Consider the following 18,048-nt stretch of genomic DNA (forward strand, 5'->3'; position numbering starts at 1 on the left):
CTGGGGGAGGCGGACATGACTATCGACGGACGCACCCGCGTCATCGTCCATCTCGCCTATCCGTCCGCGCATCTGCGGACGCCGACGCTGTTCAACGCTCGCTGTGTCGAGCGTGGCGTCAATGCCGTGCTCGTGCCCTGGGAGATTGCGCCCGGCGATCTCGCCGCGACCTGGGCCACATTGCGCACGGCGCGCAGCCTGGCCGGCGCCATCGTGACGATTCCTCACAAGGAGACCGCGGCCACGCATTGCGACAGGCTGGAGGGCGTGGCGGCCGAGCTCGGCGTCGCCAATATCGTGCGCCGCGACGCGGACGGCGCGATGACCGGGCGGCTCTATGACGGGCTCGGCTTCGTCGCCGGCCTGCGCCAGCATGGCTATGAGCCGAAAGGCCGCCGGACATTGCTGCTCGGTGCCGGCGGGGCGGCAACCGCGCTCGCCCAGGCCTTGCTCGAAGCTGGCGTTTCCGAGCTCGTCATCGCCAACCGCAATGCCGCACGCGGCGAGGCGCTCGCCGCCCGGCTGCGCCGGCTCAACCCTGACAGTGTGGTCGCGACCGGCGCAGCTGACGCGACCGGCTTCGACCTCGTCGTCAACGGCACCTCCGTTGGGCTCGACGGTGACCCATCGAGCCCAGTCGACATCGCCACGATCGAGCCCGGCAGCATGGTCTCCGACATCGTCATGAAACCGGCGATGACGCCTTTGCTGATCGGGGCGCTCACGCGCGGGGCCCAGATTCACCAGGGCGAGCACATGCTTGCCGCGCAGGTCGATCTCTTCATCGATTTCCTCATCAGCGACGCCGCCGCCGGCAATGAAACCCGGCGCCCGGCGCTTCGCCTCGCTTGACCTCAACCCGAACGAGACCTCGACCTATGATCATCTTCGGCTCACCACGACGCTATCTTCAGGGTCGCGACGCGATCGCGCGGCTCGGTGAGGAGGTCGCCAAGCTCGGCAAGACGGCAGTGCTGGTTGCCGACGCCCATGTCCTCGATCTCGTCGGCGCCAAGGCGCAGGCGAGCTGCAAGGCTGCCGGCATCGTGCTCACGCCGATCACCTTCGGCGGCGAGATCACCCATGCCGAGGTCGAGCGCATGGCGGGCCTCTGCGGCGCGAATCCGCCCGAGGTCGTGATCGCGGCCGGCGGCGGCAAGACCATCGATGCCGGCAAGTTCCTCTCCGGCAAGATCAAGGCGAAGCTCGCGACCATGCCGACGGTGGCGTCGAATGATTCCCCAACCAGCCACATCATCGTGGTCTATGACGAGAACCATAAGCTCACCGGCGTCGAGAAGCTTGCCGGCAATCCCGACCTCGTGCTGGTCGATACTGCGGTCATCGCCAAGGCCCCGGCGGCGCTGCTGTCGGCCGGCATAGGCGATGCCATCGTCAAGCGCTTCGAGGTCGAGCAATGCGTCGGCGTGCGCGGCAATAACGTCTTCGGCGGGCGCTCGCCCCTGACGGCTCTGGCATTGGCCCATGCCTGCTACGACACGGTGCGTGTCGATGCCGTCGCGGCCCTGGCGGCGGTTGGGCGCGGCGAGCCCGACGAGGCGCTGGAGCGCATGATCGAGGCGAGCGTGCTGATGAGCGGGCTTGCTTTCGAGAGCGGTGGCTTGTCCGTCTGTCATGCCATGACGCGCGGCCTCTCGGCGGTGCCCGGGCCGGCCTCGGCGCTGCACGGCCATCAGGTCGCCTATGGCCTGCTTGTCCAGCTCGCTCTGGAGGGGCGCGCGGCGGATTTCATCGCCGATATCCGGGGCTTTTTCGCGCAGGTCGGCCTGCCGCTATCGCTTGCCGATCTCGGTTTTACCGGCGGCGCGGCCGAGATCGCGACAATCGCGGAATTGACCGCGCAGGCCGCGCATATGAAGCATTTCGAGCGGCCGGTCTCAGCTCTGGATCTTGTTGCGGCGATCGAGTCGGTCGAGGCTGCCGCTCTCGTCAAGAAGGATGCTGCCTGATGAGCTCTCCTTCCCTGCCAACCAGGCGCATCGCTGATTTCTCGCTCGACGGTCGCATCGCGCTCGTCACAGGGGCTGGACGCGGCATCGGCTTCTCGATTGCCCGCGGCTTCGCCGAGGCCGGTGCGACGGTCATCATCAACGACGTCAACCCGGCGGCAGCGCAAGCCGCCAGCGATGTCCTGTGCGCGGATGGCTACAAGGCCGAGCCGCAGGCCTTCGATGTCACCGATCATCCGGCGGGTGCCGCCGCGATCGACACCATCGTCGCGCGCCATGGCAAGCTCGACATCCTGATGAACAATGCCGGCATCCTGATCCGCAAGCCGGTCGAGACGCATGACATGTCCGATTGGGACAAGGTCATCGCGATCAACCTGACCTCGCTTTATGCGCTTGCCCGAGAGGCGACGCGGCATATGCGCAAGGCCGGCTATGGCCGCATCATCAACACCGCCTCGCTGATGGGTATCTCGTCGCGGCCGGGCGTGATCTCCTATGTCGCCGCCAAGCATGGCGTCGTCGGCATCACCCGTGCGCTCGCCGCCGAACTCGGCGCCTATGGCATCACCGTCAACGCCATCGGGCCGGGTTATATCGAGACCGAGATCAACAAGGCGACGCTCGCCGACGGCCGCTTCCACAAGCAGGTGGTCGACCGCACGCCGCTGGCGCGCTGGGCTTCGCCCGACGAGTTGGCGGGACCGGCCGTCTTCCTCGCCTCGGCTGCCGCCGGCTTCGTCTCCGGCCATGTGCTGATGGTCGATGGCGGCATGTCGGCGACGCTGTTCCAGCCGGAAGTGACCGATCTGGGGCTCGCGGCATGACAAGCTCGCCCGCTCTCTCCGCTGCAGCCGGGACGGCTGCAATGCCGGCCGTGACTGCGGTCGAGGCGATGCATTGCCGCATTCCCTTTCCGAGCCCGCTCCAGCTCGGCAAGGTGCATATGACGCATCGCGACTATGTCCTGGTCCGCATCCGTCTCGCTGATGGCGGCGTGGGCCATGCGGTCGGCTTCGAGCGCGGCATGCCGCTGCTCGATCTGGTGACGCGGGTCGCGCCCTTCTATGTCGGCCGGTCCCCGGAGATGCGCGCCGCCGCGCGGCAGGCGGCCGAAGCCGCGACGCCGCCGGCACGCGCCGTGCTGATGCGCGGCATCAGCCTGCTCGACATCGCGATGTGGGATGCGCTCGGCCGCGCCCGCGAACTGCCGCTCTGGGCACTGCTCGGCGGCGCGCGGATGCGCGTCCCGGTGATGCCCGTTATCGGCTATGGCGCCTCGATCGAGGCGGTGACCGGCCAATGCGCCGATCTGGCCGGACGCGGCTTCCGCACGATCAAGATCATGATCAACGGCACCGACACGGCCGCCGACCGCGCCTTGCTGGAAGCCGTGCGCGGCGCGATGCCGGACGATGTCGCCTTCGGCATCGACGCGCACTGGTCCTGGAAGACGATCGAGGATGCGCTGCCGACCTGCCTGCTGGCGCAGGATCTCGGCGCGGCCTTCATCGAGGATCCCTTCTTGCCGCAGCAATGGCGCAATGTCGGTGATCTGCAGGCGCAGATCGGCGTGCCGATCGCTGTCGGCGAGGATGTGATCGACCGCTACGGCTTCCGCGATCTTGCCGAGTCCGCCCGCATCCTGCGCATCGACGCCTCCGTCAGCGGCGGCCTCACCGGCGCGGTCGAGGCGCTGCATCTGGCGACGATCATGGATCGCGAGGTCATCCCGCATGTCTTCCCGACGCTGCATGGCCAGCTCGCGGCTGCCTTCCCGGCGATCCGCTGCGTCGAGATGATCCTCCCCGAAGTCGGCGCCGACCCGATCGACCGGCTGCTCAGCGAGGAGGCGCGCATCGAGGACGGCGATCTGCTGATCTCGCAGGCCCCTGGCGCGGCGATCGCCTTCGACTGGGACCGTGCGGCGGGCTTTGCGCTGCGCACCGAGCGGGTGGGATCATGACCGCTACCCTGCAGCAGGACGTGACCGTGACGCCGCGTTCGATCAGCTTTGGCCATACCGGCTTCATCACACCCGATATCGAGCGCTCCGTCGCCTTCTGGACGAAGGTCCTGGGCTTCCGCGCCGACCCGATCGGCGAGCGCAGCGCGCCCTGGCTGCAGAGCTTCATCGGCGTTCCCGGCGCGCATATGCGCCTCGTCCATCTCTTCGGCCATGGCGCGCATATCGAGTTCATCGAATTCGTCTCGCCGCAGGGCGAGGCGATCCGCCCGGCGGCCAACCAGCCTGGTGCCGCGCATATCTGCCTGCGCGTGACCCGGCTTGCGGCGTTGCGGCAGGAGATCCTCGACGCCGGCGGCGCGCTTCAGGGCGAGATCAGCGAAATCACCGAAGGCATCGCCAAGGGATTGCGCGGTCTCTTCATGCGCGATCCTCACGGCATCCTGATAGAGCTCGTCGAAGTTCCCGAGGAGTAGAGCGATGCCCGAGACGCGGTCACCGATCAAACAGGTCAGCAAGGACAATCTGTCCGCCAGGATCTATGCGCAGATGCGCGGAGCCCTGATGGAAGGTCAGTTCGAGCCGGGCGAACGCGTGACGATCGCGGCGCTCGCCACGCAGTTCGGCACCAGCATCACGCCGGTTCGCGAGACGATCTTCCGCCTCGTCAGCGAGCATGCGCTCGAGATGCGTGCGGCGACGGCGGTTCATGTCCCGCGCCTCGACCCGGCCCGGCTGCGCGAGGTGCAGTTGATCCGCGTCGAGCTCGAAGGGGCGGCAGCCGAGCGGGCAGCACAGAAGATCACGGCCAAACAACTGGCCGAACTGACCGAGATCCATCAGCGCTTCCTCAAGGCCGCGGCGGTCGATCCGGCGGAGGCGAGCATCCGCAACCGCGACTTCCATTTCGCCCTGCTGCGTGTCGCCGAATTGCCGATCCTGGAAAGCATCGTCGAGAACGCCTGGGTGCTGATGGGGCCGTTCCTGCGGCTGTTCCACGTCCATATCCCCAAGCGCCAGATGACCGGCGAGGAGCATCTGCATCACGATGTCCTGGAGGCCCTGCGCCGAGGCGATGCACAGGGCGCTCGCGCCGCGATCCAGGAGGATATCCGCTGGGGCAGCGTCCTGATCGATGCGCTGGAGCAGCAGAATGAGGCGAAGCGGCTGGCGGGGTCCGGTTGAGTGCAGGGCTGGGCGACCCGTCTTGTAAAATATCACAACATGTTTATCATCGCTCGTGACGGAGCCGAGCTTAAGAAGTTCCGCAGCGGAGGAAAGTCAGGCGGCAGGCCCTGGAGATGATCCAGGCGCGCCGAAGCGGAGCAAGCGCTCCGTCCCACCTTCGCCAGCGAGAGATTGAGCCCGTCGCCCGGGCTGGAATTCAGGGACCGAGCGGGCCGCAGTTTCGCTCGCTGTCCCAGCCGTTTGACGTGGAGAAAGACACGACAATCCGCGGCTGAGCGCGCCGCTTCAACCATCGGCGACCCGGAAACCGGGCGCTTTCGCCTCACGGGGCATAATCGGAGGAACGCTATGACTGGGATTTCGAGGACTGGGATTTCGAGACGCACAGTGCTGCAGGCCGCATCTGGCGCCGCGGCCATGAACGTGACGCGCAGCTTCGCGCAGACCAAGGAGACCCTGACTTTCGCCGCCGGTCTCTTCGCCGAGGCGGGACGCGGCGACAAGACGCGCGCCTGGGTCGACAAGTTCAACAAGAGCCAGGATCGCTACGCCATCGAGCCCGTGGCGATTTCGTTCTCGAAGCTCGCCGACACCGTCTTCACCCAGATGGGCGGCGGCGGCGGTCCCGACTTGATCCGCTTCGACCAGACCGATTTCTTCGCCGCCGTGCCCGCTGGGCGCCTCTTCCCGGTCGATGATCTGCTCGACCTGTCCAAGTACAAGTTCCAGGCCGCCGATAAATTCGTGAAGGTCGACGGCAAGCGCATCGGCATTGCCTTCGAGACCGCCAACTACGCGATGCTCTACAACCCGGCCTTGCTCAAGGACGGCACGCCGCCGAAGGATTTCGACGCCTTCGTCGCGGCCGCCAAGGAGGCGACAGGCAAGGGCAAGTTCGGCTACGCCTACCGGGCGACCATGCCGGAGCGGGCCGGCTTCTGGTTCGATCTGTCGAATTATGTCTACGGCTTCGGCGGCCAATGGGGCGGCAATGGCGAACCCACGCTGAACAGCCCCGAGGTGATCGAGGCGATCACCCAATACAAGCGCGTCTACGATCTCGGCGTGATCCCGAAGGGCGCGGATGCGGCGACCTACCGGCGCATGTTCTGGGAAGGCAAGATCGCGATGAACGTCGACAATGGCGGCGTCGGCGGCATCTTCTCGGCCCAGGCTCCAGACTTCAAGTTCGACGCTGCACCCTCGCCCTTCCCCAACAAGACGCAGGGCATCACGCTGACCATGCTGGCGTTCAACGCCAATTCGAAGAAGAAGGCCGCCGCCGCCGCCTTCATCGAATGGATGCTGCAGCCCGAGCCGCAGGCCGAACTCCAGCTGCTTCTGGGCGCTTCCAATGTCGCGACGCAGATCCCGCGCGCCGAGGAGGAGCTCAAGAAGTACCCCTGGGTCACGGCCTTCGACCAGAATACGCCCAATGGCCAGCCCTTCCTGGTTCGCTCGCTGGAGAGCAAGACGCTCGATTTCCAGCAGGTCGTCTGCGAGAACGTGCTGCGCTGCCTGATCGGCGGAGAATCGCCCAAGCAGGTGATGGCCGACGCTCAGGCCCAGGCGCTCAGCCGCATTCTCCGGCGCTGACATGACGGACGCCGCCCTGAGGCAGCCGCAGCTGTCGCGTTCACCGATCGCGCGGGGGACCGCGCGGCTCGACGGCAATCCGTGGACGCCCTATCTCTTCGCTGCACCCGTGGTGCTCTATCTTCTGCTGTTTCAGGGGTATCCGCTGCTGCGCGAGCTCATGCTGAGCTTCACGCAGACCTCGCTGCTGACGCCGCAGACCTCGCATTTCGTCGGCATGCGCAATTATGCCGAATTGGCCGCGCGGCCGGATTTCTGGCGCGTGATCGGCGTGACCGCGCTCTACACCGCCATCTGCGTCGTGCTTGCGATCGCGCTGGGGCTGGGAGCCGCGCTCCTGCTCGACCGGCCGTTCCGGGGGCGGGGCATAGCGCGTGCGCTCGTCACCATCCCCTGGGCGGCGCCGCCGGTCGCGGTCGCAACCGTCTTCGCCTGGATGCTCAATGCGCAATACGGCATCTTCAATCACTGGCTGAAGCTGCTGGATCTCGAGATCGGCTATGAGAGCTGGCTCGACAATCCCAGGCTCGCATTGCCGGCGATCCTCTTCACCACGATCTGGCAGATCTTCCCCTTCTCCTCGGTCGTGCTGCTTGCTGCGCTCCAGGGCGTGTCCGAGGAGGTCCGCGAGGCCGCCCAGATCGATGGCGCCGACAAGCTCAGCATCTTCAAGGTCGCGGTCTGGCCGACGATCCGGCCGACGGTGGCTCTGCTCGTGCTCTTCGTCACCATCTGGTCGCTGCGCCGCTTCGACCTGATCTGGGTGATGACGCAGGGCGGGCCGATCGGCGCGACCAAGACGCTCGTCATCGAGCTGTACACCCGCGCCTTCGTTGCGCGCGAGCTCGGCGAGGCGGCCGCCGTCGGCATGGTCGGGCTCTCGATCGCGCTCGTGGTCACGGTGGTCTATTTCTGGGCGACGCAGCGCGCCGAACGGGCGGAGGGTCGCAGCTGATGCGTAGCCCCGCCTCCCACGCCATCCGCATGGCGCTGATCCTGATCCTGCTTAGCGTCTCGGTGTTTCCGATCTACTGGATGGTCGTCACTTCGCTGACCTCCTCGGCGAACCTCTTCGCCGACACGCCACAGCTGGTTCCCGATCCGGCGCAGGCCTTCAACTACGCCGACACCTTCAGCCATACCGGCGTGCTGATCTGGCTGCGCAACAGCGCGATCGTCGCCATCGGCACGATGGTGCTCTCGATCCTGCTGGCGATCCTGCCGGCCTATGCGCTGTCGCGCTTCCGCTTCCGCGGCAAGGGCGCGCTCGGCTTCCTGCTCTTTGCGACGCAGATGCTGCCCGAGGCGATGCTGGTGGTGCCGCTCTATGCGATCTTCGCCAATCTCGCCTTGCTCGACACGCTGGGCGGGCTGATCCTCGCCAACACCGCCTTCACCGTCCCGGTGATCACCTGGATCCTCAAGGGCGCCATCGATGGCGTGCCGATGGAGATCGAGGAGGCGGCCCGCGTCGATGGCTGCAGCCGGATCGGCATCGTGCTCCAGGTCGTGGTGCCGGTCGTCGCGCCGACATTGGCGGCAGCCTCGGTCATCGCCTTCTTCCATGGCTGGAACGAGTACGTCTTCGCCCAGACCCTGGTCTCGAGCCAGGATCTGCGCACGGCTTCCGTCGGCCTCGCCAGCTTCGTCGGGGAGCTCTCCACCCCGATCCACACCGTCATGGCCATCGGCGTGATGTACACGCTGCCGGCCGTCCTCTTCTACCTCATGGTCCAGCGCTATGTCGTGGCCGGCATGACCGCCGGCAGCGTCAAGGGCTGAGAAAGCGAACAAAAATGGCTTCGATCAAGCTCAACCACGTCGCCAAGCATTTCGGCACCAAGGTCGCGATCTCCGATGTCGACCTCGACGTCACAGATGGCGAATTCCTCGTCCTGCTCGGCCCTTCCGGCTGCGGCAAGTCGACCTTGTTGCGGATGCTCGCCGGCCTCGAAACCGTCAGCAGCGGCGAGATCCATCTGGGCGACCGCCGTGTCGACCAATTGCCGCCGAGCGCGCGCGACATGGCCTTCGTGTTCCAGTCCTATGCGCTCTATCCGCATATGAGCGTGCGCCGGAACATCGCCTTCCCGCTGATCATGCGGCAGTTCAAATGGTGGTTCCATATCCCGCTCATCGGCGGCTGGGCCAAGCGCCGGATCGAGCGCTCGCCTGAGGTGGCCGACCTCGTCGAGAAGACCGCCAAGACCTTGTCGCTGACGGAGATGCTCGACCGCTACCCGCGCACCTTGTCGGGCGGGCAGCGCCAGCGCGTCGCGCTCGGCCGCGCCATGGTGCGCAAGCCCGAGGTCTTCCTGATGGACGAGCCGCTCTCGAACCTCGACGCCAAGCTGCGCACGGCGATGCGCGCCGAGATCACCCGCCTGCACCAACGCGTCGGCGGCACCTTCGTCTATGTCACGCATGATCAGGTCGAGGCCATGACCATGGGGACCCGCATCGCCCTGATGCGCGATGGCGTGGTGCAGCAATTCGGCACGCCGCGCGATATCTACACCTCGCCCGCCAATACCTATGTCGCGCGCTTCATCGGCACCCCGCCGATGAACCTGATCGAGGGCAGCATCGATGCCGGCATGATCAAGCTCGGTGAGGTGAACCTGCCCTTGCCGCATGCGCTGGCGGCGGCCGGTCGCGAGGGCGGGCGTGCCCCGGTCCTGCTCGGCATCCGGCCCAACGCGCTGACGCTGGCTGCGCCCGGCGGACAGGGCCAGCTCGCCGGGCAGCTCGCCGGCCAGCTCGCCGGCACAGTCAGCCTCGTCGAGCATGTCGGCGCGGAATCGGTCGTCGCGGTCAAGCTGAGCCATGCGGCGACCGCCCATGACGAGGAGGGCGCGGTGGCGGGCGAGATCATGATCACCACGCAAGGGTATAGCGAGCTCAAACCCGGCGATCCGGTCTCGGTCGTGCCGGATCTTTCCGAGGCCGTTCTGTTCTCCCGCAGCACGGGCGAGCAGCTGCGCGCCGGTCTCGCTCTGGCGGCTTGAAGGAGGCCATCCCGATGAAAGGCGTCATCATTCACGCCCCTCGCGATCTCAGGATCGAGGATATCGCGGTCGTTGCGCCGCAAGCCGGCCAGGTGCGCATCCGCATCGCTGCCGGCGGCATCTGCGGGTCGGATCTGCATTACTACCAGCATGGCGGCTTCGGCACGGTGCGGATCAAGCAGCCCATGGCGCTCGGGCACGAGATCGCCGGCGTGATCGAGGAGATCGGCGAGGGCGTCTCGCACCTCGTTCCCGGCATGCGCGTCGCGGTCAATCCGAGCCAGCCCTGCAATGCCTGCCGCTATTGCCATGAAGGCATGCGCCATGAATGCCTGAACATGCAGTTCATCGGCAGCGCGATGCGCTTTCCCCATGCCCAGGGCGGCTTCCGGCAAAGCCTGACCGTCAACGCCTATCAGGCGGTGCCGGTCGGCGATGATGTCAGCATGGGCGAAGCCGCGATGGCCGAGCCCTTCGCCGTCTGCCTGCATGCCGGCAAGCAGGCAGGATCGCTGCTGGGCAAGCGCGTACTGGTGACGGGCTGCGGACCGATCGGCGCGCTCTGCGTCGTGGTCGCGCGTCTGGGCGGAGCGGCGCAGATCGTCGCGACCGATGTCGCGGATGCGCCCCTAGTGACGGCCCGGGCTCTCGGCGCCACGCAGGCCGTCAACATCGCGGCGCAGCCTGAGGCGCTCGGGGCCTATACCGCCGACAAGGGCAGCTTCGACGTCCTGTTCGAAGCCTCGGGCAATGGCCGCGCCTTGGCCGGCGCGCTCGATGCCATGCGTCCTGGCGGCGTCATCGTGCAGGTCGGTCTCGGTGGCGACATGACCCTGCCGATGAACCTCATCGTCGCCAAGGAATTGCGCCTGCACGGCACCTTCCGCTTCGATGCCGAATTCCAGCTTGCCGTCGATCTGATGAGCAATGGCCTCGTCGATCTGAAGCCGCTGGTCAGCGCCACCTTGCCGTTCGAGCGCGCGGTCGAGGCCTTCGAACTCGCCGCGGACCGCTCGCGCGCGATGAAGGTGCAGCTGGCGTTCTGAGGTCCAACTCCGGGACGGTGCGATCGCTGGCCTTGAGCCGGGCCTGCGATCGCGTCGCCTTTCCCAGAGCGAAGAAAATCCCGCATAGCCTGCAAAATAGCCCTTGAACCTCTAGTGACTAGAGCAGTTAAGCTCGTCATCACTGGTCAAGGAGATCTCTGATGACGCTGCCCGCGGAAGCCCTCAAGGGACTGGAATCGCAATCGAAATCCGTCACCTGGAAGGTCGATGGCATGGATTGCGGCAGCTGCGCCTCGACCATCCGGGCCGCGCTCGAAAAGCTGCCGGGCGTCTCCGACATCAAGATTTCGGTGACCAAGGAGACGCTGAGCCTGGCCTTGGCGGAGGGAACCACGACTGCGGACGCGATCGAGGCGCGCGTGAAGCGGCTGGGCTTCGGGCCGACATTGCAGGCCGCCAAGGCAAAGCCGGCAGAGGCCCGCAGCCACGACCATCATGGTCATGATCATGCTGGCCAAGACCATGCCAACCATGAGCATCACGACCATTCGCATGGCAAGCAAGACCATGCGACAGCAGTGCAGGCCGGGGCCGAGCATGACCACTCGGCCTGCGGCCATGACCATGCTGCGCCGGCTCCCAAGACTGCCGAACAGCATGCGCACGACCACTCTGCTTGCGGGCATGACCACGACGCTCATGACCACAAGGCTCATGGCCATGCGCCCGTACAAGCTGCCGTGGATGAGTGTGGTTGCGGCCATGACCATGCTGCGCCGGCTCCCAAGCCTGCCGAACAGCATGCTCATGACCACGCCGCTCACGGCCATGCGCCCGTGCAAGCTGCCGTGGATGAGTGTGGTTGTGGTCATGACCATGCTGCGCCGGCTCCGAAGGCTGCCGAACAGCATGCGCATGACCATTCCGCTTGCGGGCATGATCACGGACATGATCACCACGGCCACGATCACGCGCATGCCCATGCCCATGCCCACTCCTCTGCAAACCGGGCTGCCGAGGTCGTCGCGGCCGATGCGCTGAGCTGGAAAGTCGCCGGCATGGATTGCGGCAGCTGCGCCGCGACCATCCGGACGGCTCTGGAAAAGATGCCGGGGGTCAGCGATCTCAGGATCTCGATCACCAACGAAACCTTGTCCTTGCGTCTCGCCGCGGGCAGCGCGGGGGTCGCGGCGATCGATACCCAGCTCAGCCGGCTCGGCTACAAGCCGACGCTGCTCACTGTGCCCTCGACCGTGAGCGAGTCCGCTCCGGTTGCGCCGGAGGCGCCGCGCCGCTGGTGGACGACGTCGAAGGGCAGGGTGGCGATCACGGCCGGCCTGCTTCTCGCCGCAGCCTATGCCGTTGGTCTGGTGTTCCCGCAGGCCTCCTTCGCGGTCTTCGCGCTCGCGACGGTGATCGCCGTCGCGCCGATCGCCAAGCGCGCCGTGATGGCTGCGCTTGCGGGCGCACCCTTCACCATCGAGATGCTGATGACGATCGCCGCCGCCGGTGCGCTCTTCATCGGGGCGATCGAGGAAGCGGCCGTCGTCGTCTTCCTCTTCGCCGTCGGCGAGGTGCTCGAAGGCGTTGCCGCCAACAAGGCGCGCTCCGGCATTCGCGCGCTTGCGGCGCTCGTGCCCAAAACGGCTTTGCTCGATGAGGGTGGGAGCGTGCGCGAAGTCGCCGCCGCCTCGCTGCGGATCGGACAGATCGCGCTGGTGCGGCCGGGCGACCGTGTCCCGGCCGATGGCAGCGTGGTCGCCGGCTTCTCCAGCGTCGATGAATCGCCGATCACCGGCGAATCCGTGCCCAAGGGCAAGGAGCCGGGCGCTGCGATCTTCGCCGGCTCGATCAACCAGGAAGCGGCGCTACGCATCAAGGTCGAGCGCGCGCCGGAGGACAACACCATCGCCCGCATCGTGGCGCTGGTCGAGGAGGCGCAGGACGCCAAGGCCCCGACCGAGCGCTTCATCGATCGCTTCTCGCGCATCTACATGCCTTGCATCGTCGGCTTGTCCTTGCTCGTGGCGGTGCTGCCGCCGCTATTCGCCGGTGCGGAATGGTCGGTCTGGATCTATCGCGGCCTGACGCTGCTGCTGATCGGCTGCCCCTGCGCGCTGGTCATCTCGGTGCCGGCTGCGATCGCCTCCAGCCTGTCGATGGCGGCCAGGCGCGGCCTGCTGGTCAAGGGCGGCGCGGTGGTCGAGATGCTGGCCCGCACCCAGATCGTCGCCTTCGACAAGACGGGCACCTTGACCTGGGGCCGGCCGGTCGTGACCGACATCGTGCCGGGCGCTGCCAATGCCGGCCGCCTGCTGGCACTGGCTGGCGCAGTCGAGCGTGAATCCAGCCACCCTCTGGCGGAGGCCATCGTGGCGCGGGCGCAGGACGACCGGGCTGCCAAGCTCGTGGTCACGGCCACGCGCGCCATTCCCGGCAAGGGCATGGAAGCGCTCCTGGGTGAAACCCCGATCTTCATCGGTGCGCCGCGCTTCGCGACCGAACGGGCGGTGCTGTCCACCGAGATAACTGATCGGATCGCGGCACTGGAGGCGCAGGGCAAGACCGTCGTGGTCGTGCTCGAGGGCGAGATCGTCGCGGGGGTGATCGCCCTGCGCGACGAGCCGCGCCCGGACGCCCGCGCCGCGATCGCGGAGCTCAAGGCACTCGGCCTGCGCGCGGTCATGCTGACCGGCGACAACCGCCGCACCGGCGAGGCCATCGGCGGCCAGCTCGGCATCGAGGTCCAGGCCGAGATGATGCCCGAGGCCAAGGTCGAGGCGGTGCGCGCCTTGCGGCAGGCGGGTCATGTCGTGATGGTTGGCGACGGCATCAACGATGCGCCGGCGCTGGCTGCGGCCGATGCCGGCATCGCCATGGGCTCGGGCACGGATGTCGCCATCGAGGCCGCCGACGCTGCCTTGCTGAAGAGCCGCGTCGGCGATGTCGTCAGGCTGATCCGGCTGTCGCGCGCGACCATGGCCAATATCCGCCAGAACATCGTCATCGCGCTCGGGCTGAAGCTGCTCTTCCTCGTCACCACGATCATCGGCGCGACCGGGCTCTGGATCGCGGTCCTGGCGGATACGGGGGCGACGGTTCTTGTCACCCTCAACGCGCTGAGGCTGCTGGGTTTCTTCAAGGGCGAGGACAGCCCCCAGGTCGCTGCGCCCGCCAATCGAAATTTTTCGCCGGAACACGCTTGACCTTCCCATCAGGGCAAGCCGCAGCCTGATCCCACCATCAGCCAAACCACGAAGGACGCTTCTCATGTGTTCATGCAGCCAGCATGCGGCTCCCACGGAAACCGACACCAGCGCAACGCCGGATCAGGCGGTGATCCTCCTCGTCGACGACATGACCTGCGGCCACTGCGCCGGCACGATCAAGGGCGCGATCGAGCAGGCGCTGCCGGGTTCCTCAGTCACCGCCGACCCGGCCTCCAAGCGTGTCACCATCACCGGCGCCAGCGACAGCGCCGCGATCCAGGCGATCGTGACCAAGGCCGGCTATACGCCATTGCTGGCAGGCGCTTCTGCCTGAAATCCGCCAGGCGCTGCCTGAATCTCGGGCGTCGGCGAGAAATTCCATACAATACGGGGCCCCTGGCTGGGCTTCGAATTGCAACAAGGTGGACGGCTCCCACGACTGAGCCGTCCACAAAAACGAGCGGGCCGGCCCGGCAAGAGATGCGGGAGAGCTATCGCATATTAATGTTATAACATATCAGATCGACGGCATCATGAACTCGGCAGGGCCGCCTTCGCGGGCGCTCCTTGCCGATATCGCGAGAGCAAGTCGGCGAGACGGGAACAGCGAACAACAACGGAGTCGTCAGCATGATCACGCGAGCAGGGTTTGTTGCAGCCTTCCTCTCCACTCTCGGCGTTGCCGGCGCGGCGTCCGCGCAGGGCGGTAAATTCGTCATCGCCGAGAATTTCCCGCCGCGCGCCGGCTTCGCGCTCGAAACCGACGACGCCAACGTCCTGTCCAAGGCGGGCTGTCTCGAAATGCTGACGCGCATCGATTTCGACGGCAAGCTGAAACCTGCGCTGGCGACCTCGTGGACGCAAACCGCGCCTGATGCCTGGGATTTCACCTTGCGCAAGGGCGTCAGCTTTCAGGACGGCCAGGCGCTGACGGCGGCCAGCGCCGCTGCCGCGCTCAATGCGGTGCTCAAGGTCACGGCGCCGGCGCGCGCCTTTTCGCCCAAGCTGATCAAGTCGGTCGAGGCGATCAATGAGGACACGGTGCGCGTGACCACGCCCGTTGCCTCCGTGCTGACGCCGCTGCGGTTGGCCGCGGCCAATACCGGCATCCTGTCGCCGGCGGCTTATAAGGACGGCAAGATCGACCCTGTCGGCACCTGCACCGGCCCCTTCGTCATCACCCGGGTCAACGGCCAGCAAGGCATGTCGCTGAAGCGTAACGACAAATACTGGGGCGGGGCGGTCAAGCTGGCGGAGGTCGAGATCAAGTTCATCCCCGATGCCAATGTCCGCGCCACGCAGGTGCGCACCGGCGAGGCCCATGTCGGCGCGGCGGTTCCGGCCTCGACGCTGGCCACGCTGAAATCGACCGCAGGCCTCAAGATCGAGAGCATCGCCACGCCGCGCACCAGCACCTTGCTGATCAACACCAAGAAGGCGCCGCTCGACAATCCCAAGGTCCGCCAGGCCCTGCAGATGGCGCTCGATCTCCAGGGCATCGCGGCCAGCGTCTATGAAGGTTCGGTGCAGCCGGCTATCGGGCCCTTCGCACCGGCCGAACCCTGGGCTCCCAAGGGTGCCAAGCCCGCGGCTTATGATCCCAAGAAGGCGCAGGCCCTCCTGGCTGAGGCCGGCATCAAGCCGGGTTCGCTGACGCTCGATCTCTTCGCCTATGTCGAGAAGATCGAATTCAAGGATCTCGCGGCGATCCTGCAGGACCAGTTCAACGCGATCGGCGTCAAGGCCAATATCCGCGTCGCCGAATACAAGGCGCTGGAGCCCGATATCCTGGCGGGAAAATATGATCTGGCGCTGCTCTCGCGCAGCCACATGGTCGATGTCGCCGATCCCGCGGGATATCTGCAATCGGATTATGGCTGTGGCGGCGGATACAACCTGTCGCACTACTGCAATGCCAAGTTCGACGAGAAACTGGCCAAGGTCGCCGGCGAGGCCGACCCCGCCAAGCGCTACGTCGTCTATTCGGAACTGGCTCAGGATTTGCAAAACGACGCGGTGAACATCTTCGTCATTCACGAGGCCGGCAACGACGCCTACAGCGCGAAAGTCCGCAACTATAAGATCCATCCGCTGTATCAATACACGCTGACGCCCGAACTCGCGCTCGAGTGAGCGGCCGTTTCGCCAACACCGGAGGCGTCTGCGATTCCTGCGGACGCCTCCGCTGCAAAGCCAAGAGCACTGCTCCAAACTTTTACATCGCTGCGGAGAGGAACCTGCCATGTGGCTCTTCGTTACCCGCCGACTGGCCGTTCTCCTGCTGACCTTGCTGGTGGTGTCGGTCTTCGCCTTCCTGATCCCCTATCTCAGCGACGGTGACCCGGCCGTGCTGGTCCTGCGCTCCCGCGTGGCCGATTTCCAGGTCGACCAGGCGGCGGTTGAGGCGTTGCGCCAGCAGCTCGGGCTCGATCGCTCCCTGCTCGCGCAATATCTCAGCTGGCTCAACGCGGCGCTGCATGGCGATTTCGGCTATTCCTACACCAGCCGCGCTCCGGTGATCGACCAGATTGGCCGGGCTCTGCTCGTCTCGATCACGCTCGCAATGTCGGCGCTCGGCATTGCCATCGTCATCGCGGTGCCGCTGGGCACGGCGGCGGCGACCAGGCCTGGCGGACCCATCGACACCGCCGCAACCTTCGTCACCCAGACGCTGGTCGCGATCCCGGAATACTGGATGGCGCCGATGGGCATCCTGGTCTTCGCGCTCTATCTCGGCTGGCTGCCTTCGGCCGGTTGGGACGGCATGTCGTCGCTGGTGCTCCCGGCGATGGTGCTGGCGCTGCGGCCTTTGGCTTATTTCACGCGGGTGACGCGCGCGGCCATGATGGACGTCTTGCAGGCTCCCTACATCACCGCCGCGCGCAGCCGGGGCCTGAGCATGACGCAGACGGTGCTGCGCCATGGCGTGCGCAACGGCGCCATCCCCGTGGTCACATTGTTTGCGCTCTGGCTTGCCGGCCTGCTCGGCGGCTCGGTCGTGGTCGAGGTCATCTTCGCCATCCCCGGCATGGGCCGATTGATCTACGAGGCGGTGATCAACAAGGACATTCCGGTCCTGCAGGCGAGCTTCGTCGCGATCGTCGCCCTGTCGGTGCTGATCAATACGCTCGCCGACATTCTCTACGCGGTGCTCAACCCGATGGTGAGGATGGCCCATGCACATGCCTGACACCATGGCCGCACCGCTCTTCGATATCGCGAAGGGGGCTACCTCGCGCCCCTCCATCCTGCGCCGCGCGCTGGGCTTCGCGCGCCAGCGGCACTGGGTCTTCTCCGCCGGCGCCGTGATGTTCGCCACCGTCCTGCTGCTGCTGTGCACGGCGCATTGGCTAGCGCCTTATGATCCTGCCTCGCAGAGCCTGCTGCAGCGCTTGCAGGGGCCGAGCAGCCGGCACTGGCTCGGCACCGACCATCTCGGCCGCGACCAGCTCAGCCGCCTTCTCGTCGGCGGCCATTTCGCCATCATCATCGCCGCTGTGACCCTGGTCCTGTCGGCGGTGACCGGCACGGTGATCGGGGTGATCAGCGCGCGCCAGGGTGGTCTCGTCGACGAGATCACGATGCGGATCGTCGATCTGCTGATCTCCTTTCCCGACGTCGTCGTGGCGATCTTCCTGATCGCGCTGATGGGGCCGGGCTATGGCACGCTGATCGTGGCGCTGACGGTGGTGAGCTGGACGCCCTTCGCCCGGCTGGCGCGCGGGCTCGCCATCGAGATCAACGCCAAATCCTATATCCGGGCCGCCGAGATCCTGGGCTGCTCGCGCCGCTTCATCATCCTGCGCCACATCATCCCCAACGCGATCCGCCCCCTGGCGGCGATGGGGTTCCTGCGCTTCGGCCACAAGCTCATCACAGTCGGCGGCCTGTCCTTCATCGGGCTCGGCGTCCAGCCGCCTCATGCCGACTGGGCGGCAATGATGGCGAGTTCCCAACCCTATCTCGAACGCGCTCCGCTGCTCGTCATCTGCCCAGGGCTCGCGATCTTCCTGACCGCGCTCAGCGTGACCTGGATCGGCCAGGGCCTGGAGACCAAGCGCAACCTGGAAACCAAGCGCAAGACGGCGGGAGAGCAGGCATGAT

16 protein-coding genes are annotated in these 18,048 nt (G+C 66.4%); all 16 read left to right on the forward strand.

The genetic code is table 11. The annotated features are described in order from the left end of the window. Nucleotides 1–15: 15 nt before the first annotated feature. The 16 genes from BHK69_RS07185 (at nt 16) to BHK69_RS07270 (ending at nt 18,047) form a co-directional block, all read left to right on the forward strand. Nucleotides 16–852: a shikimate dehydrogenase family protein gene (locus BHK69_RS07185; protein ID WP_069689497.1), complete on the forward strand. Its 837-nt coding sequence runs from the start codon at nt 16–18 to the stop codon at nt 850–852. Between the two features lie 26 nt (nt 853–878). Then, complete coding sequence (locus BHK69_RS07190; RefSeq protein ID WP_069689498.1) at nt 879–1,970, forward strand: glycerol dehydrogenase; 1,092 nt, start codon at nt 879–881, stop codon at nt 1,968–1,970. Then, nucleotides 1,970–2,797, forward strand: coding sequence for an SDR family NAD(P)-dependent oxidoreductase (locus BHK69_RS07195; RefSeq protein ID WP_069689499.1), 828 nt, complete (start codon nt 1,970–1,972; stop codon nt 2,795–2,797). The genes BHK69_RS07190 and BHK69_RS07195 overlap by 1 nt, the downstream gene beginning before the upstream one ends. Then, a complete protein-coding gene (locus tag BHK69_RS07200; RefSeq protein ID WP_083269170.1) occupies nt 2,794–3,936 on the forward strand; it encodes a mandelate racemase/muconate lactonizing enzyme family protein in 1,143 nt (380 codons plus the stop codon). The genes BHK69_RS07195 and BHK69_RS07200 overlap by 4 nt, the downstream gene beginning before the upstream one ends. Then, nucleotides 3,933–4,412 (forward strand): VOC family protein, encoded by a 480-nt coding sequence (locus BHK69_RS07205; protein WP_069689501.1) that lies wholly within the window; start codon nt 3,933–3,935, stop codon nt 4,410–4,412. Before BHK69_RS07200 ends, BHK69_RS07205 begins: the two co-directional genes overlap by 4 nt. Nucleotides 4,413–4,416: 4 nt before the next feature. Then, a complete protein-coding gene (locus BHK69_RS07210) occupies nt 4,417–5,121 on the forward strand; it encodes a GntR family transcriptional regulator (RefSeq protein WP_069689502.1) in 705 nt (234 codons plus the stop codon). Nucleotides 5,122–5,541: 420 nt separating this feature from the next. Beyond that, complete coding sequence (locus BHK69_RS07215; RefSeq protein WP_244548425.1) at nt 5,542–6,720, forward strand: ABC transporter substrate-binding protein; 1,179 nt, start codon at nt 5,542–5,544, stop codon at nt 6,718–6,720. A 1-nt stretch (nt 6,721) separates the two neighbouring features. Next, on the forward strand, nt 6,722–7,675 hold the full coding sequence (locus BHK69_RS07220) for a carbohydrate ABC transporter permease (RefSeq protein ID WP_148663340.1): 954 nt from the start codon (nt 6,722–6,724) through the stop codon (nt 7,673–7,675). Then, nucleotides 7,675–8,502 carry a carbohydrate ABC transporter permease gene (locus tag BHK69_RS07225; RefSeq protein ID WP_069689504.1) on the forward strand — a complete coding sequence of 276 codons (828 nt, stop codon included), beginning with the start codon at nt 7,675–7,677 and terminating at the stop codon, nt 8,500–8,502. Before BHK69_RS07220 ends, BHK69_RS07225 begins: the two co-directional genes overlap by 1 nt. Before the next feature lie 14 nt (nt 8,503–8,516). Then, nucleotides 8,517–9,728, forward strand: a complete 1,212-nt coding sequence (locus BHK69_RS07230; RefSeq protein ID WP_069689505.1) for an ABC transporter ATP-binding protein — start codon at nt 8,517–8,519, stop codon at nt 9,726–9,728. A gap of 14 nt (nt 9,729–9,742) precedes the next feature. Continuing rightward, nucleotides 9,743–10,774: an L-idonate 5-dehydrogenase gene (locus BHK69_RS07235; protein ID WP_069689506.1), complete on the forward strand. Its 1,032-nt coding sequence runs from the start codon at nt 9,743–9,745 to the stop codon at nt 10,772–10,774. 161 nt (nt 10,775–10,935) lie between these two features. Further along, on the forward strand, nt 10,936–13,941 hold the full coding sequence (locus BHK69_RS07250; protein ID WP_342029747.1) for a heavy metal translocating P-type ATPase: 3,006 nt from the start codon (nt 10,936–10,938) through the stop codon (nt 13,939–13,941). Between the two features lie 130 nt (nt 13,942–14,071). After that, nucleotides 14,072–14,278, forward strand: a complete 207-nt coding sequence (locus tag BHK69_RS07255) for a heavy-metal-associated domain-containing protein (protein ID WP_244548426.1) — start codon at nt 14,072–14,074, stop codon at nt 14,276–14,278. A 296-nt stretch (nt 14,279–14,574) separates the two neighbouring features. Then, nucleotides 14,575–16,077 carry an ABC transporter substrate-binding protein gene (locus BHK69_RS07260; protein WP_069689511.1) on the forward strand — a complete coding sequence of 501 codons (1,503 nt, stop codon included), beginning with the start codon at nt 14,575–14,577 and terminating at the stop codon, nt 16,075–16,077. A 109-nt stretch (nt 16,078–16,186) separates the two neighbouring features. After that, nucleotides 16,187–17,134 (forward strand): ABC transporter permease, encoded by a 948-nt coding sequence (locus tag BHK69_RS07265; RefSeq protein WP_069689512.1) that lies wholly within the window; start codon nt 16,187–16,189, stop codon nt 17,132–17,134. Further along, entirely contained in the window at nt 17,127–18,047 is a 921-nt protein-coding gene (locus tag BHK69_RS07270; protein WP_244548427.1) for an ABC transporter permease, read from the forward strand. Before BHK69_RS07265 ends, BHK69_RS07270 begins: the two co-directional genes overlap by 8 nt. Nucleotide 18,048 lies beyond the last annotated feature (1 nt).

This window comes from Bosea vaviloviae (assembly GCF_001741865.1).
In the GTDB taxonomy this organism is placed as follows: Bacteria; Pseudomonadota; Alphaproteobacteria; order Rhizobiales; family Beijerinckiaceae; genus Allobosea; species Allobosea vaviloviae.

What these genes read in the sequence shown, in the direction of transcription:
- BHK69_RS07185 (WP_069689497.1), top strand. Translation starts at nt 16, where the DNA reads ATGACTATCGACGGACGCACCCGCGTCATCGTCCATCTCGCCTATCCG.
- BHK69_RS07190 (WP_069689498.1), top strand. Translation starts at nt 879, where the DNA reads ATGATCATCTTCGGCTCACCACGACGCTATCTTCAGGGTCGCGACGCG.
- BHK69_RS07195 (WP_069689499.1), top strand. Translation starts at nt 1,970, where the DNA reads ATGAGCTCTCCTTCCCTGCCAACCAGGCGCATCGCTGATTTCTCGCTC.
- BHK69_RS07200 (WP_083269170.1), top strand. Translation starts at nt 2,794, where the DNA reads ATGACAAGCTCGCCCGCTCTCTCCGCTGCAGCCGGGACGGCTGCAATG.
- BHK69_RS07205 (WP_069689501.1), top strand. Translation starts at nt 3,933, where the DNA reads ATGACCGCTACCCTGCAGCAGGACGTGACCGTGACGCCGCGTTCGATC.
- BHK69_RS07210 (WP_069689502.1), top strand. Translation starts at nt 4,417, where the DNA reads ATGCCCGAGACGCGGTCACCGATCAAACAGGTCAGCAAGGACAATCTG.
- BHK69_RS07215 (WP_244548425.1), top strand. Translation starts at nt 5,542, where the DNA reads ATGAACGTGACGCGCAGCTTCGCGCAGACCAAGGAGACCCTGACTTTC.
- BHK69_RS07220 (WP_148663340.1), top strand. Translation starts at nt 6,722, where the DNA reads ATGACGGACGCCGCCCTGAGGCAGCCGCAGCTGTCGCGTTCACCGATC.
- BHK69_RS07225 (WP_069689504.1), top strand. Translation starts at nt 7,675, where the DNA reads ATGCGTAGCCCCGCCTCCCACGCCATCCGCATGGCGCTGATCCTGATC.
- BHK69_RS07230 (WP_069689505.1), top strand. Translation starts at nt 8,517, where the DNA reads ATGGCTTCGATCAAGCTCAACCACGTCGCCAAGCATTTCGGCACCAAG.
- BHK69_RS07235 (WP_069689506.1), top strand. Translation starts at nt 9,743, where the DNA reads ATGAAAGGCGTCATCATTCACGCCCCTCGCGATCTCAGGATCGAGGAT.
- BHK69_RS07250 (WP_342029747.1), top strand. Translation starts at nt 10,936, where the DNA reads ATGACGCTGCCCGCGGAAGCCCTCAAGGGACTGGAATCGCAATCGAAA.
- BHK69_RS07260 (WP_069689511.1), top strand. Translation starts at nt 14,575, where the DNA reads ATGATCACGCGAGCAGGGTTTGTTGCAGCCTTCCTCTCCACTCTCGGC.
- BHK69_RS07265 (WP_069689512.1), top strand. Translation starts at nt 16,187, where the DNA reads ATGTGGCTCTTCGTTACCCGCCGACTGGCCGTTCTCCTGCTGACCTTG.
- BHK69_RS07270 (WP_244548427.1), top strand. Translation starts at nt 17,127, where the DNA reads ATGCCTGACACCATGGCCGCACCGCTCTTCGATATCGCGAAGGGGGCT.